The organism is Chryseobacterium oncorhynchi (assembly GCF_002899895.1).
Taxonomy (GTDB): Bacteria; Bacteroidota; Bacteroidia; order Flavobacteriales; family Weeksellaceae; genus Chryseobacterium; species Chryseobacterium oncorhynchi.
Genome location: NZ_PPEI02000003.1, coordinates 231,850 through 246,927, shown reverse-complemented (window position 1 = coordinate 246,927; position 15,078 = coordinate 231,850). Strand labels below are relative to the sequence as shown.

The window sequence follows — 15,078 nt, the reverse complement described above, 5'->3', positions numbered from 1 at the left end:
CATATTTAAATTGATAATATTCTAATAATCAGAATCATTAAAGAACAAACAATAAAAAAATCTTCCGGAAATTAATCCGAAAGATTTATATACTATCTATATGAAACTTTTCTTTTTCTGGTTATGAAATTTCAATAAAATTTCCCCAGGTTGTTTGATTGATCGCCTGTCTTCTCCAAATTTTACCATTATTATTAGGAGACGGATATAGCGTCTGATACACATGAGGGTAGTAATTGTCAGCTATATTCTCACGAGACATTTTTACTATGGCAGTTGGGTCTCCCACAAAACCTGTTGGCATATTTCCTGTCATCTGAGATTGACTTTCGCCATACATTACCTTGTTAGGCGTAATGTTTTCGAGTGTAGGGTTATTATTTCCATTTACGAAATAATACAAGTTTACAGACGGAATATTGGGACCATAAACATTGTCTTTTACCATGCTGGTGATAAGCTTTTCAGGAGTTGCTGAAGAAGAAGTAATCAATGGAAATTGAACATTGATTGCTGAAGATATAAATTCATTTTCTACAATTTTTCCAATTCCTTGGGGATCGTTAATCGTAATAAATGTACCTGAGAAGTTATAAAATTGATTTTCAATGAGATTGATGTTTTTAGTCGTTCCAACAAATGCCAGTCCATCCGGATTTTTGAAATTATCAAAAGTGTTTTTCTCAAAAGTTATATTTTTACCTCCATCAGCACGTATTACCGTCATGGTTTCTGAAGTCACATTTTTGAAGAAATTGTTATAGAAGAGTACACCATATGCTTTTCTTAAATCTCCAACACCCTCTGTATTAAGGATTCTATTATTTTTGAATATCACTCCATAGTTTGAAGTCTTCGTCATAAAATTATCATTCCCTATTACAGACAAAGGAGCTAGCACATCTTGAAAATCACAATTATCAATAATATATCCTAAATGAGAAATTTTTTCTGCTGTCCCTTTATAATTTCTCAAAAATAAAGTAACCGCTCCGTTAGCTCCTCCAATGTTTCTAAAACTACAGTTTGAAATTACTCCTCTTCTTGAAATGGTATTATCTGTATCGGGTTCTATATCAACAGCGCCTATCATATCGGGTCTGCAAATATTTTCAAAATTGCAGAAATCAATACTGAATCCATCACAGTAGTATAAAGAGATACCCTGTCTGTTATCATTATTTACTCCGTCAAAATTACATTTGTAAAAATTAACATCTCTATTATAAGCATCTCTGATGATAACACCTTCCTCTTCTTCCTTTAGTCCTCTACAAACAGCCACTCCATCTCCCATAAATCCTACAAAAGAACAATATTCAAAAGTCACATTAGAAACACCATGCATACAAACCAGATGAAGTAATTCATCAAACCCTTTTTCATTAACATTACCACTAAACTTAGCTCCTATAAACTTAATATTCTTAATGGAGTTAGAATCATCGGTTTGGTTAGAGACCTGAGCATCAAACACAAACATCCCATCTGCTGCTCTATATCTTCCGTATGTCTTAAGTATACCATTTGGATCCTTTGGAGTAGGGTGAGGAAATTGAATTTGAGTGCCCAAAAGTTGAATAAACTCAGCGTCATATGCTAATATGGTAATATTTGAATATTTTTTAGTTAAACAATCTACATGGCTCAATTTGTATTTTCCGGCAGGGACAAATAGGGTTCCACCACCAATATCAGCGATAAATTCCAATGCTTTATTAAAATAAATGGCTTCATCATTGATTCCATTTCCTAAAGCCCCAAACCATTTCACATTAATTTTTCCATCGTGAATTATCCTACGGTAGTATTTGTTATTGATTTTCTTATACATTTCACCGTTCTTCTCACACATAATATCTGTAATTGGATTACCATTATATGTTACTGTTGTTTCTAAAAAAGAGATCCACTCTCCTGTGAACGGATCATTTAATTCTATACAATTCATTTTTTAATATTTAATAATTAAGGTTTTACAAATATATTCCTGTGGCACGCCAAAACTTGACGTGTTATCAATAACTTAAAAATATATAGAATGAAAAAGCTATTATCATCACAAAAAAAACGGCACAAAATTATGTGCCGTTCAAACCATTATTAAAAACTAACGAAAAGATTATTTAATCCTATTTTTTTATAAATTTATTTCTATAGACTTCTCCATTTTTACTTTTGGAAACGATGATGTAATTTCCCGGAACCAAATGACTCACATCAACAGGTTGTTTATATTGGTGATCATTTTTCTTCAGAACCAGCTTTCCGGACATATCTATGATGGCAATCTCCTTATATACCTCTGATTCTTTACCAATATAAAGGAACTGTGCTGTAGGATTTGGATATATATTAAGTGTATTGCTTTTCATTTTGGTCTCTCCTGTTCCCAGATCTCCACAGAAAGGCCAATTACCAAAGTTCAGCTGTACAAATGAAAACGGATCTAACATTTGGCATTGATTAGGGCAATATTCTGTACAGGCATAAAAGCCGTATTTACCACTCTTTTCAGCCTTATAAGTATCTCCTGTTGCACCAGGAATAACACATGAATCTCCAGTAAAGGGAGCAGATGTAGTGGGAACGCATTTAAACCAGGTATGGGTTCCGTACACTACAGGAAATACATTCTCAAATGTCACAGAAGCTCCGTCACAGATATTAGCTTCTCCTGTATCTGTAATTTCATAAGTTCCGGGGATAAATGTAGAAATCATAGCCGGAAGACCATACATATAGCCATCTGCCATCACTTCCGGACTTTCGGCAGCACAATCACCATCGGTAACTTTTACCTTAAAGTAAAAAAGCTGATCTCCTCCATTAATGGTTAATTGTTGTGAGGTAGCTCCTGGAATGGCAACCCATGGGTTATTATTGGGAGTCTGCCACGTCCATTCCTGCTTGTACCATTGGTAAGTGCCAAAGGCTTGTGTAGAAAGTACTTCATCTTCTCCCTCACAGAAAAGAATCTTCTCTGAAAATATGGCGCCAAGTCTGGGACTGGTAATGGTAGGATTACATTGGGCTTTTATATTCAGAAAGCTGAACAGTAAAAACGTTAAAAAAATTAGTTTTGTTTTCATATGTTGACATTTAAGTTTGATGTCCTTTGTAAACCCCCATTCACTTCCTTTCTAATCAATCAATAATCTAATCCCAAATTTCACATTAAAATGCAGAGGTTTTTCCTTATAGATTGTATTGGGAGAATTGTCATCCTTAAAATGATATCCTATTCCCGGTTCTGCATAGATTCCCAATCGGTTGATGACTTTTAGCTGAAGTCCCACAGCCGTATTCACCGAAAACTGAAGAGGCTTGTGATCAATACTTTCCTTAGAAGTCTCTTTTACTTCATCATCCACAACATAGGTGGTTGCAATGCTTCCTGCCACCTGTTTCTCCACCAAAGTACCTCCTGTTACATATCCTGTAAATTTTCCTTTCTGAATCACGTTATAATTAACCTGAACCGGAATTCCTATATAATGAACAGTCTGGTTTCCTTTAATATAGTTAGCACTGGTTCCTGAATGAAGCTCAGAAGCTAGTTTTGTGTAGTTCAGCCCCGTTCCTATCCCCCATCTTTTGCCCAAATTATAATAAACGGATAATCCAAATGTTACAGGAACCTTATGTCGTATTCTTGCTTCTACTGGCTTACTTTGGTTCGCTAGTAATATTTCCGTCAAAGGATCATCCACATACTCGGAGGCGCTCCATACCGCTTCAATATTCATGGGCTTTCCATCCATAGAGGCATATCCCGGGAACTGTTGTTCCGCAGAATTGGAAGAAGCATTTCCTGTAAGCATGCTCAGCATCCAGGATTTATCTTTATGAGATTTTAATGCCTTATCTTTCTTATGATCAGCATATTTTTCTTCTATTTTTTCCTTTTTAAAAAGACTTTCATCTGTTTCCTTTTCATCAATCTGAGCCTTTCTCGTTTCATTCGCCAAAGGCAAAGCAGATAAAGTTTTATCCTCCTGCCGGAACGGTTCTACGCTATCAGTATTGTGTGTAATTACCTGAAAATCTTCATTATTTCCTGTTTTCTTTCTCTCTATATCTTCAAGATTTATGGTATGTATGCTTTTCTCTGATCTTACTCCATTAAAATTATTTTGAACAAGAGGAGTACTCATGATGGGCTTTCCCTCAACATTTTTATCTTCCTGATCTTCTGAACCTTTTAACACTGAATTTCTATTGGCACCCTTATTTAAATCTAAATGATTTTTTGAAAAAGTCTTATTATTATCATCTTGTGGCAATATCTTCACGATCATAAAAACCAAAGCTGCCGCCGCTGCGATCCCTCCAATACGATAAAACAAGGACTTATATCCTACTTTTTCACCTCCTTTTCCATTTTCTTTTTCCACATCATCATTGACTACCGGAGTAACACCAGCTATGATCTTGCTCTCTTCTTCCGAGAACAATTCATCTCTAATGTCATCCCACAACCCCTCCGGAACACCCTCTTCATGGTCTTCCATTCTGCTTCGCAGGGTATTGAGCCATTCGTTATTCATATTGTGCTTTTTTTGACATTTTAAACTCTTTTATTTTCTGAACAAGCAGCCCTTTTGCACGATGAAACTGTGAGGCAGAAGAATTTTCTGCAATTCCCAACAACAATGCAATTTCCTTATGACTCTTCTGTTCAAACACATACAGATTAAAGACCGTTCGGTATCCATCCGGAAGTGACCGGATGATTTCCATAATATCAGCCTTTGGAATTTCCTCAAAATCTGGTTCCTCTTCATTGGGAAGGTCGGGAAGATCATCTACCTCAACAGTTGATTTAAAGTCTCCTTTCTGCTTGATGTACTTTAGGGATTCATTTACCGTAATACGGGTGATCCAGGCTTTCAAAGAGCCAGCTCCTCTGTATTCAAATGATTCTATAGAGCGGAACATTTTGATAAAACTGTTTTGAAGCACATCATGCACATCTTCTCTTTCAGACACATATCGGGAACATACATAGGTCAGATTACCGGAAAAAGCTCCAAAAAGCTCTTTCCAGGCGGCTTCCTCCTTTTTCAGAAGGCGCTTTACCAAAATCTGTTCTTTACTTTCTTCCATGTACTGCTCCAGTATCCGATATATTGATTAAAATTTTAAAGCAAAAATAGATTGCATCTTATAAATGCAATCCATTTATAGTAGTAACTATTCATTAAATCTTCACGCAGAACGGGAAATTATAATTAATAGCTTCATAAGGGGCTAGTACTGTACCATCTACGGTAATCTTATCTGCTATCAGAGCAAACCTCAACGATCCGTCCAGACCTACATAAAATCCTTTCTGCTTTGCCACCAACGTAACTTCTGTCTTTTTGGTCACGCCATCCACAGGAATACGAATTTCCATTACTTTGGGTGCGAAAAGCAATTCTACTGCATTACTGGAAGTATTTACTGAAGCTGTATATTTAAGATCATACTTCACTTTTCCTATTGCCTTGATTGCAGCTTCTGCCTTTACCGGATCCTTTACTACTGTTTTCACAATTTCATCTACCGGAAATTCTGCAAACGCTATGGTATCTTTCTTTACTTTAAAATCCTTTATTTTTTCTGTTTTTACATTTCCTTGTATGGTAATCAGTCTACCTTTATAATTTCCTTTAACATCATCAAGCTTTACCGGCGGAATCTCCGGGCCGTCATTATTACATGAGTAGAAAGTGAAACCTGTGAATACAAGTAAAATAGCTATCAAGAATTGAGATACTGTAAATTTCTTCATTACATTATTTTTTTCATTAAACATTAATTATTTCGAGTACTCATTGATATAAACCCTCTTTTTTAAAAATCTTGCACATATTTTTCAAAAAAAAGCAATATTTTTCATAACTACCTGATTCAATGAATGTAAAAAATTACTTTCAAATAAAATTTTTCAATTAAAAAACAAAAATTCTTCTCAATATTATATTTTAAAGTTTGATTTAATGAAAAAAGGAAGCTGCATGATACAACTTCCTTTTATAATTTATTATTTAAGTATTATTCTACTCCACCGCCGAGCGCCCTGTAAAGGTCAACCTCAGCATTTAATCTTTCAAGGGTAACATTAATGGCTTCCAGATCATTCTGAAGCTTATTGTTCTGGGCTGTGATAACTTCCAGATAGGTCGCCATTCCGCTTTTATACAGCTTTAGTGCATCATTGATGCCTTTGTCTAAAATAGCCGTTCTCTGATCTAAAAGATGTAGTCTTTCCGATGAACCCTGAGACTTTGCCATGGCATCAGAAACTTCTCCAACAGCAGTCATTACTGATTGTTTAAAATTAATTGCCGCTTTTTCCTGTTCAATTAAAGCCGTTTCATAAGCTGTTTTCAACTGTTTTTTCTGGAAAATAGGGGCGGCAAGGTTTGCGGCAACTGCCTTGGTAATAGATCCCGGAATATCAAACCATGAGCTAAATTTATTGGAATTCACTCCAATCTGTGGGCTCAGACTGATACTTGGGTACATCGCCGCTTTTGCCAGTCCTGTTTTTGCATTCAGGCTGATGACATTAAATTCTGCTACTTTTAGATCTGGTCTTCGACTTAACAACTGGGCAGGAAGTCCCTGTGAAAGTTTATTTTCAGGAATCATCATTTTCAGGTTTCCTTCTCTTTCGATTTTAGAGGGATATTCTCCACAAAGGATGCTCAGGGCATTTTCCTGAACGGAAATATTCTGTTTGGCTAGCGGAATCAAGAGTTCAGCAGTTTTTTTCTGCGCCTCAGATTGCTGTACCGCCAATGAGTTGATCTGCCCCGCCTTAAACTGAAGATCCATCATTTTAAGAGTGCTATTACTTAATTCAATATTCTGTTCTGCAATTTTCAACTGCTCATCTAAGCTTATCAGGTTATAATAAGCCTGTGCTACCTGAACAATAATCCTGCTTTTTACAGCATTTAGGTTTTCCTTTTGAGCAAAATATTCTGCAGCAGCTGATTCTTTCTGCATTTTGGCTTTCCCCCAGATATCAATTTCCCATGAAAGTCTTAGAGCCGCACTAAAGTCATCCATATACTTGGTTCCTACAAACTGCTCGTTCAACGATCCATTAAGGGTATTTGTAGATGCCCAGCTACGGTTGGCTCCTGCAGTAAGGTCTAAAGTAGGCATTAGAGATAACTTGGCCTGTTTGTAGACAAGATCCAGTTGTTCTATATTTTTCAGGGCAACATTCACTTCGTTGTTTCGGGTTAAAGCTCTATCTATTAATCCCATAAGTTTGGGATCCTTAAAGAAAGTCTTCCATGGAAGTACGACTGTATCTCCCGTTACCTGTACAGATTCTTTATAGGTTTCCGGTACCTTAAGGTCTGTTCTTGTATAGGATTTCCCTACGGCGCAGGACACCAGTACTGATGCCATTGCGCCTGAAATAAGGAAATTTTTTATATTAAATATTCTCATTTGTCAATTTATTTTTTCCGATTTTTTATGTACTCTCCGGTATCGGATTATTTTTGAACTACAGGGGCTTCTACTGTGTTATATTTCTTCTTGGATGAAAATTTTTCATCTAGATATTGGAAGAACATATACAGTACAGGAATTACAAATACTCCCAGAACTACTCCACTCAACATTCCTATTGCAGCACTTACACTGATGGATTTATTTCCTGAGGCCATTCCTCCAGTAGAAATCATCAATGGAATCATCCCTACAATAAAGGCCAATGAGGTCATAATAATGGGACGCAGCCTTGCCTTTGCTCCTTCCAATGCTGAATCCAGAATGGAAAGTCCTGATTTTCTTCTTTGGACTGCAAATTCTACAATAAGGATTGCATTTTTTGCCAATAGACCAATAAGCATGATTAATCCTACCTGCACATAGATGTTATTATCCAGTCCTATCGCTTTTATTCCAAGGAAAGCTCCTACAATTCCTGTTGGGATGGAAAGCATTACTGCTAACGGAAGAATATAACTTTCGTATTGGGCTGCAAGAAGCAGATAAACGAAAAGTAGACATAATCCCAGGATGACAACGGTCTGACTTCCTGCTGATTTCTCTTCCAAACTTAATCCTGTCCATTCATAACTGTAGTCGGATGGAAGTTTATTCAACGTTGGTTCAATTTTATCCATCAAGGCTCCATTACTGATTCCCGGTTTCGGCACTACGTTGATATTAAGAGAATTGTAAAGATTATATCGCTGAACGGACTCCGGACCATATACTTTTTTCAAAGTGATTAAGGTATTGGCAGGAACCATTTCGCCTTTATTATTCTTGACAAAAATATCATTGAACGCCTGTTCATCCATTCTGAAAACACCGTCAGCCTTTATATTTACTCTATAAAACTTTCCGAATCTTGAGAAGTTTTGAGACTGATCTCCTGAGAAATAGGTCTGTACTGTTCCCAATAAATTAGCAATGCTTACTCCTAGCTGCTTCGCTTTATCTTCATTTACTTCAAGCTCCAACTGAGGATAGTCTGCTCTAAACATGGTATAGGCGTAGGCAACTTCCGGAACCTGCATTAACTGTCCAATTACATCATCTGCTTTTGCCTTAAGAACCTGTGGATCTCTACCCATACGGTCCTGAAGAACAATTTCAGCATCATTTGTCACCCCATATCCTTCTACCGGAGGCATTCTGAAACTCATAACGCTTCCCTCTTTGATTACAGACAACTTTCCATTAACGATATTCATGATTTCGTCAATATCCTGAACGGCTCCTCTTTCCTTTTTAGGTTTTAATTTTACAAACCCCATGGCATAGGCTGGTCCCGCACTGTTACTCAACAGGTTGAATCCTGTAATGGATGTATTTTCCTCAACAGCGTCTACCGTTTTTAAAATGGCATTGATCTTATTGGAAACTTCGGTTGTTTTTGTCAATCCTGTTCCTGGCGGCATACTTAATGAATAGATAAAGAATCCGTCATCTTCCATTGGAACAAAACTCTTGGTTGTACTTGTCATAAGCCATGCTGACAGCCCAATAATCCCTGCTACCAAGCCCGCTGCAATCCATTTACGTCCAATTAAAAACCGTACCCCTTTTGCATAACGGTCTGTCATGTTACTAAACCCTGCATTAAATGCAACGGCAAATCTTTGTCCAAATCCTTTCGGCTTCCCACCCTCTTCTGCATGGTGATTTTTCAAGAATACAGCACATAAAGCAGGTGTTAAAGTAAGGGCGTTCACTGCTGAAATAATAATGGCAATGGCTAATGTATAAGCAAACTGCTTATAGAATAACCCTGCTGAGCCTGACATAAACCCGATAGGAATGAATACCGCAGACATTACCAGCGTAATTGAAATAACAGCGCCTGTAATTTCACTCATCGCCTTGTGAGTGGCATCTCTTCCTGAAAGATCTGTTCCTTCCATGTTACTGTGAACGGCTTCCACTACTACAATGGCATCATCGACGACAATACCAATGGCCAGTACAAGGGCAAACAATGTCAATACATTAATGGTGAATCCTAATACCAAAAGGAAGAAGAATGTACCAATAATGGCTACAGGCACTGCAATTGCAGGAATAATGGTAGACCTGAAATCCTGTAAAAAGATAAATACCACAATAAACACAAGGATAAATGCTTCTATCAGGGTAGATTTTACTTGTCCTGTTGCTTCATCCAGTCTTTCCTTGGTACTCATTACCTTGGTATATTTTATCCCGGGAGGAAATGATTTTGCCAGTTGGTCAATCGCTTTATTTACGCCTATTTCAATTTCATTGGCATTGGATCCTGTAGTCTGCATAATGGCCACCGTAACCGCATTTTTACCATTGGAAAGGTTATCTCCACTGTTATTGATGGACCCAAACTCTACACGGGCCACATCTTTAAGCCTGATTACATTGGTTCCGTCATTTTTAACAACGATATTTTCATATTGTTCCGGCTTATTCTTTTTCCCTTTATATCTGATGACATATTCTAAAGCTGCATTAGATTCTTCACCCAATTTACCAGGAGCAGATTCTAAACTATGATCTGCAATAGCATTGGAAACATCCGAAGGTTCAAGTCCGTAAGAGGACATTTTCTGTGGATTAAGCCAGATTCTCATGGAATAATCCTTAACTCCGAAGATCTGCGCCTGCCCTACTCCTTTTACCCTCTTGATCTGTGGGATAAGGTTGATATTGGCATAGTTCTGAAGAAAGGTTTCGTCATACTGCTTATTGTCTTCAGTATAAATATTGAAGATCAATACCATACTGTTCTGCTGCTTGGAGGTTGTTAATCCCATCCTTACCACTTCCTGAGGCAGTATCGGAGTAGCCTGCTGTACTCTGTTCTGTACATTTACTGCTGCCTGATCGGCATTGACTCCTTGCTTGAATATAACAGAGATTGTAAATGTTCCGTCATTACTTGCTGTGGATTTCATGTAGCTCATGTCTTCCACTCCATTGATTTGCTCTTCCAGAGGAGTTACCACGGAACGAATGACCGTTTCACTGTTTCCTCCCGGATACGAACCGGAAACCGTAATGGTAGGCGGAGAAATATCCGGAAATCTGGTAACTGCCAGCTGGTTCAGCCCTATGATCCCCAAAATGACAATAATAAGGGATATTACTGTCGCCAGTACTGGACGATCTATTATCTTTTTTAACATTTTCGAATTTTCTAAGAATGATTATAAAATTATTTTGAAGGAATCACTTTAGCTGCAACCGGAGCTCCATCTGTAAGGGCATCTATTCTGTTGATTGCAATTTTATCTCCTGCATTCACTCCATTTTTCACAAAGTAATCCTGAGATGTGCTTCCTGATACTTCAATCTGGGTCATCTTCACTTTATCTTTACCTTCAAGTTTATAGACAAAGAATTTATCCTGAATATCTTTTACAGAAGTCTTCGGAAGCTTAACAACCCCATCCAATGCATTGTGAAGCATTACTCTGGCAGTTCCTCCTGATCTTAGCAACTTATCCGGATTTTGGAAAACGGCTTTCATCTGAATACTTCCTGTATTTTTATCAAAGTTTCCACTGGCATTTTCCAGCTTTCCTTTGAATGAGTAGGTGGATCCGTCTGCTAGAATAAGTTCTACATTGTCTACACTTCTGCCCGAAGCTGCAGCTCTGCTATGGGCAATAAAGTCTGCTTCGTTCATTGAGAAGTAAACATTCACGCTGCTGATGTTTGAAAGCGTCGTTAATGGAGATGGATCAGACGGGCTGATGAGGTTTCCTACCCTGTTTGGGATTCTTCCTATGTATCCACTCACTGGTGCCTTGATATAGGTAAAGTTCGCGTTGATCTTTGAGGAACCCAATGAAGATTGTGCCTGTGCCACTTGTGCTGATGCTGCCTTAAGACTTGCCTGCGCCGTTTTCAGCTGCATATCAGAAACTACTTTTCCTTCTACCAGAGGTCTTAATTTTTCAACTTCCAGTCTTGCTGTTTCCTGAGAAGCTAAAGCGGCCTTTACTGCTGCTTCATTGGTATTAACCTGTTCATTGTATACGGATGGGTTAATTCTAAATAATGTCTGCCCCTTGCTCACGTATTGTCCTTCTTTTATATATACTGCTTCCAGGTATCCCGTTACCTGAGCCTTAATGTCTACATTATCCTGTCCCTCTATACTTCCGGGGTATCCCGTAGAAACATCTGCATCTCCGGATTTCACGTGGATAAAGTCGGTAGGAAGTGCCGGCTGCTGCTGGGCATTTTCCTGACCGTTCCCAGAACCGCAGGAGTACAATATTGCTGCAGCTGTAAGTGAAAGTGCCAGATATCCTTTTCTGTAATTCATAACATTTGATTTTAAATTTTACAACAGCAAAATAAATTCATATAATAGGGATATTCATCTAAAAATCTGGTGAAGCGTAATTAATCGCAGGTGAAGCGTATGATACCAAAAATGAAAGGAAAGGGAGCTTTTCACTCTATTCAGAACCATAAAAAAGTGCTTTCTACTTACGTATTGAAAGAATAAAAGCTGCCTTAATAAGACAGCTTTTTATATAATGTATGTTTATTTTCTAACTAATAGTCCATCCAGGATTTGAATATGGACGCCTTTTCTCTACTAACAATGACTTCTATTTCCGGTTGTTTTCTGAGTTCCAGTTTAAGCTTACCATTGAAGTGATTGAAAATCTGTTTTACAGAATCTATATGGATGATAAATTGTCTATTGGCTCTGAAAAAAAATTTCGGATCCAGTTGTTTTTCAAGCTCTTCCAGCGTTTGCGGGATATTCTCTACAACACCTGTATTTAGCATCGCCCTACTCATTCCTAATTCTGTATAAAAGTATAAAATATCTTCTGCTAAAACAGTTTTATAGCCATCACGATGTGTAATGAGAAAACGTTTCCTGTAATCTTTCGGCTGGATATAATTGAGTAAACCCTCTATTGCTGAGCCTACTACGGGAACAGATTCCATAAAGGTTTCGTAGCGCTTGAGAGCGGCATCCAGTTCTTCTTCATCTATCGGTTTTAAAAGATAATCTATACTGTTATATTTAAAAGCCTGTACAGCATATTCATCATAGGCTGTTGTGAATATCACGGCACTTTTAATTTCATGCTTATTAAAGATCTCAAAGCTTAGCCCATCTGCCAGACGAACATCCATCATAATGATATCCGGTACCACATTGTTTTCCAGCCAGTTTACCGTAGATGTAATTGAATCTTCTACGGACAATATTTCAATATGGGGTCTCAGCTTTAGCAATAGTCTTTTCAGCCTATCTGCATTGGGTCTTTCATCCTCGACTATTAAAATTTTATTAATCTTCATATCAATGGAAGTTTTACAATAAATTTATCTTCAGTTTTCTCTATTATTGGTTTTGTATACCCAAGAATCTCATATCTTGTGATGATATTGGTAAGCCCAACTCCTGAGGAATCCGGCTTATTAATCAGTGGTAAGAAAGTATTGGAAACAACCAGTTCGCCGATAGAATTTGTATATACATGAATCTCCAACGGATTTGCCTTTGAGGTTTGGTTATGTTTTATGGCATTTTCAACCAATAACTGCAGGGATAGTGGAAGGGTGTACATGGATCTGTACTTATCCTGAATGTCAATTTTAAATATTACACCTTCTCCTATTCTTTTTTCAATCAGGAAAATATAAGAATCTAAAAACTTCAGTTCCTCTTCTACAGCAATGATATCTTTTTTGGAATTCACCAGAAGATATCGATATACTCTTGCAAATTTTTCTGAATATTCATAGCCCAATTGCTGGTCTTCCAGAATAAGTTCTGACAAAACACTGAGATTATTAAAGATAAAATGGGGATCTATTTGCAACTTAAGTGCCTGAAGTTCTGCGGCCATTGCAGCCTGCTTATGCTTGGAAGCCCTAATTTTGTGCTGGGCAGCTTCTACGGCTGTTTTTTTCCAGTTTTGGAGTAAATAATCTACCGTGTTAAATCCACTGATGATAAGAGATATCACAATATTGGTAGCCACCCATTGTCCTAATAATGTATATTCTTTTCTGGAATCTATTTCCGGTAAGTTATCTGAAGTACAATCGACAACAGCATTAATGATCATAACGATCAGAACACTTCCCACAATCTGAAGAAACCCCTGGATAAGCAATCGTTTTATCGTACGATCTTTCCAAGGAAGTAACTTATTAAGAGTCAAATCTATAAATATACTAACCTCTGAGATGATTACAGAAAAAAGAAGCACCCAAAGAGCATCTTCAATTACCATTTGCAGCGGAGTCTCTAAGTATCCTTGCCAAACCGGATCAAAAGGATCAATCAGATAAGAAAAGCCACAAAAAGCAATGACGGCTACAGCCCAGATCACCAGCCTCCTTTTCATTGCAGAAAGGATCTTTTTACTCCGTACTATATTTTTTCTAATGGTCGAAACCCTACTCATATCCGGGACTTTGTGAGTGTAAATATAGAAATAGATTTTAGAAGAGTCTGACCTATTTTGGACGAGACCGCCAAAACAGTACCTGAAGCGTAAAATAGAAAGGTTCAAATGGAAACTAACGTTTCATCACCTGAAAAAGACATTTCATCATCACTTTATGCAATGTCACCATATTTTTAATAAGATGAAAAAGCCCACTCCCTTAGTTTTGCACTATCAAATCCGGTACAATGAAAACTATAATTGTCTGCACAGATTTTTCTCAGGAAGCTGAAAATGCCACTCATTATGCGGCCTCCATGGCTAAGGAAAACCAATATAAGGTCGTCCTGTTCAACTTACAGAGCATTTCCATCCATGCTCTAAATGCCCAGGTTTCTGCTGATTTTTTTTATGAACAAACCCTTAAGAATCAAATAAAACTTACTGATAAAGCAAAAACAATCAGTACATTATATAATATAGAAACGGAATATTATCTGGCTTCAGGAAACTTTATTGAAGAGCTTAATAATTGTATACAAACCACCAAAGGTGATTTTATTGTCATGGGGATGGCAGAAAAAACGCTTGAGCAAAGGCTCTTGGGAAATACGGTCACGAAAGCCATCCACAGGATCAAAAGCCCTATATTGATTGTTCCCGGGCATATAGAATACACGGGCATCCGAAAAATTCTTTTTGCTTATGATAACCACAAGTCCATGACCTGGTCTGCCATGAATGATATTTATTATTTCATCAGTGAATTCAGTTCTGAGATAGAGGTATTCAATGTAAGTGAAAGTCTGGAGGATTTTACTGAAGTCATTGAAGACATCGACTTAAATTCGGGATATAACATGGATGATATCAAATACAGCTTTAAAATGATCCAGTCTATGGAAATCATCAAGGCTATTGAAGAAGAAGTTAAGCTTACCAATGCAGATCTGCTGACGATGATTCCCTACAAATACAACCTTGTAGAATCTCTTTTTCACCGCAGTAAAACAGCCATCATGGCGTACAAAAATAAAGTGCCTTTATTATCAATTCCTTTAAACATAGATTAAGAATCAATAAAAATCTGTACACTTTTGAATTATCCTTTTGCCTTTAAAGGCTAAATTTTACACTTAATCTTGTTTAATATGGCCGGAAAATATTTTCCGGT

The 15,078-nt window shown here is 37.3% G+C and carries 11 protein-coding genes; 1 reads left to right on the top strand and 10 read right to left on the bottom strand.

The genetic code is table 11. The annotated features are described in order from the left end of the window. Positions 1-121 precede the first annotated feature (121 nt). From C1638_RS11415 to C1638_RS11370, 10 genes are all read right to left on the bottom strand, one after another. Positions 122-1,951 carry a hypothetical protein gene (locus tag C1638_RS11415; protein WP_109621057.1) on the bottom strand — a complete coding sequence of 610 codons (1,830 nt, stop codon included), beginning with the start codon at positions 1,949-1,951 and terminating at the stop codon, positions 122-124. A 181-nt stretch (positions 1,952-2,132) separates the two neighbouring features. Continuing rightward, entirely contained in the window at positions 2,133-3,092 is a 960-nt protein-coding gene (locus C1638_RS11410) for a T9SS type A sorting domain-containing protein (protein WP_109621055.1), read from the bottom strand. Positions 3,093-3,143: 51 nt separating this feature from the next. Then, on the bottom strand, positions 3,144-4,550 hold the full coding sequence (locus C1638_RS11405; protein ID WP_109621053.1) for an outer membrane beta-barrel protein: 1,407 nt from the start codon (positions 4,548-4,550) through the stop codon (positions 3,144-3,146). Beyond that, positions 4,543-5,109, bottom strand: a complete 567-nt coding sequence (locus tag C1638_RS11400) for an RNA polymerase sigma factor (protein ID WP_109621051.1) — start codon at positions 5,107-5,109, stop codon at positions 4,543-4,545. Before C1638_RS11400 ends, C1638_RS11405 begins: the two co-directional genes overlap by 8 nt. Before the next feature lie 94 nt (positions 5,110-5,203). Next, positions 5,204-5,779: a DUF4840 domain-containing protein gene (locus C1638_RS11395; protein WP_109621750.1), complete on the bottom strand. Its 576-nt coding sequence runs from the start codon at positions 5,777-5,779 to the stop codon at positions 5,204-5,206. Between the two features lie 263 nt (positions 5,780-6,042). Then, positions 6,043-7,458 (bottom strand): efflux transporter outer membrane subunit, encoded by a 1,416-nt coding sequence (locus C1638_RS11390; protein WP_109621049.1) that lies wholly within the window; start codon positions 7,456-7,458, stop codon positions 6,043-6,045. 47 nt (positions 7,459-7,505) lie between these two features. Beyond that, positions 7,506-10,658, bottom strand: a complete 3,153-nt coding sequence (locus C1638_RS11385) for an efflux RND transporter permease subunit (RefSeq protein WP_109621047.1) — start codon at positions 10,656-10,658, stop codon at positions 7,506-7,508. Positions 10,659-10,687: 29 nt separating this feature from the next. Further along, on the bottom strand, positions 10,688-11,806 hold the full coding sequence (locus C1638_RS11380) for an efflux RND transporter periplasmic adaptor subunit (protein ID WP_109621045.1): 1,119 nt from the start codon (positions 11,804-11,806) through the stop codon (positions 10,688-10,690). Positions 11,807-12,042: 236 nt separating this feature from the next. After that, positions 12,043-12,807, bottom strand: a complete 765-nt coding sequence (locus C1638_RS11375; protein WP_109621044.1) for a LytR/AlgR family response regulator transcription factor — start codon at positions 12,805-12,807, stop codon at positions 12,043-12,045. After that, on the bottom strand, positions 12,804-13,922 hold the full coding sequence (locus C1638_RS11370; RefSeq protein WP_109621042.1) for a sensor histidine kinase: 1,119 nt from the start codon (positions 13,920-13,922) through the stop codon (positions 12,804-12,806). The genes C1638_RS11375 and C1638_RS11370 overlap by 4 nt, the downstream gene beginning before the upstream one ends. 230 nt (positions 13,923-14,152) lie before the next feature. Between C1638_RS11370 and C1638_RS11365 the strand changes: the two genes are divergently transcribed. Then, positions 14,153-14,977 carry a universal stress protein gene (locus tag C1638_RS11365; RefSeq protein WP_109621040.1) on the top strand — a complete coding sequence of 275 codons (825 nt, stop codon included), beginning with the start codon at positions 14,153-14,155 and terminating at the stop codon, positions 14,975-14,977. The last annotated feature ends 101 nt before the right edge of the window (positions 14,978-15,078 follow it).

Excerpts from the sequence above, each read along its gene's own strand:
- C1638_RS11415 (WP_109621057.1), bottom strand. The coding sequence starts at position 1,951 with ATGAATTGTATAGAATTAAATGATCCGTTCACAGGAGAGTGGATCTCT.
- C1638_RS11410 (WP_109621055.1), bottom strand. The coding sequence starts at position 3,092 with ATGAAAACAAAACTAATTTTTTTAACGTTTTTACTGTTCAGCTTTCTG.
- C1638_RS11405 (WP_109621053.1), bottom strand. The coding sequence starts at position 4,550 with ATGAATAACGAATGGCTCAATACCCTGCGAAGCAGAATGGAAGACCAT.
- C1638_RS11400 (WP_109621051.1), bottom strand. The coding sequence starts at position 5,109 with ATGGAAGAAAGTAAAGAACAGATTTTGGTAAAGCGCCTTCTGAAAAAG.
- C1638_RS11395 (WP_109621750.1), bottom strand. The coding sequence starts at position 5,779 with ATGAAGAAATTTACAGTATCTCAATTCTTGATAGCTATTTTACTTGTA.
- C1638_RS11390 (WP_109621049.1), bottom strand. The coding sequence starts at position 7,458 with ATGAGAATATTTAATATAAAAAATTTCCTTATTTCAGGCGCAATGGCA.
- C1638_RS11385 (WP_109621047.1), bottom strand. The coding sequence starts at position 10,658 with ATGTTAAAAAAGATAATAGATCGTCCAGTACTGGCGACAGTAATATCC.
- C1638_RS11380 (WP_109621045.1), bottom strand. The coding sequence starts at position 11,806 with ATGAATTACAGAAAAGGATATCTGGCACTTTCACTTACAGCTGCAGCA.
- C1638_RS11375 (WP_109621044.1), bottom strand. The coding sequence starts at position 12,807 with ATGAAGATTAATAAAATTTTAATAGTCGAGGATGAAAGACCCAATGCA.
- C1638_RS11370 (WP_109621042.1), bottom strand. The coding sequence starts at position 13,922 with ATGAGTAGGGTTTCGACCATTAGAAAAAATATAGTACGGAGTAAAAAG.
- C1638_RS11365 (WP_109621040.1), top strand. The coding sequence starts at position 14,153 with ATGAAAACTATAATTGTCTGCACAGATTTTTCTCAGGAAGCTGAAAAT.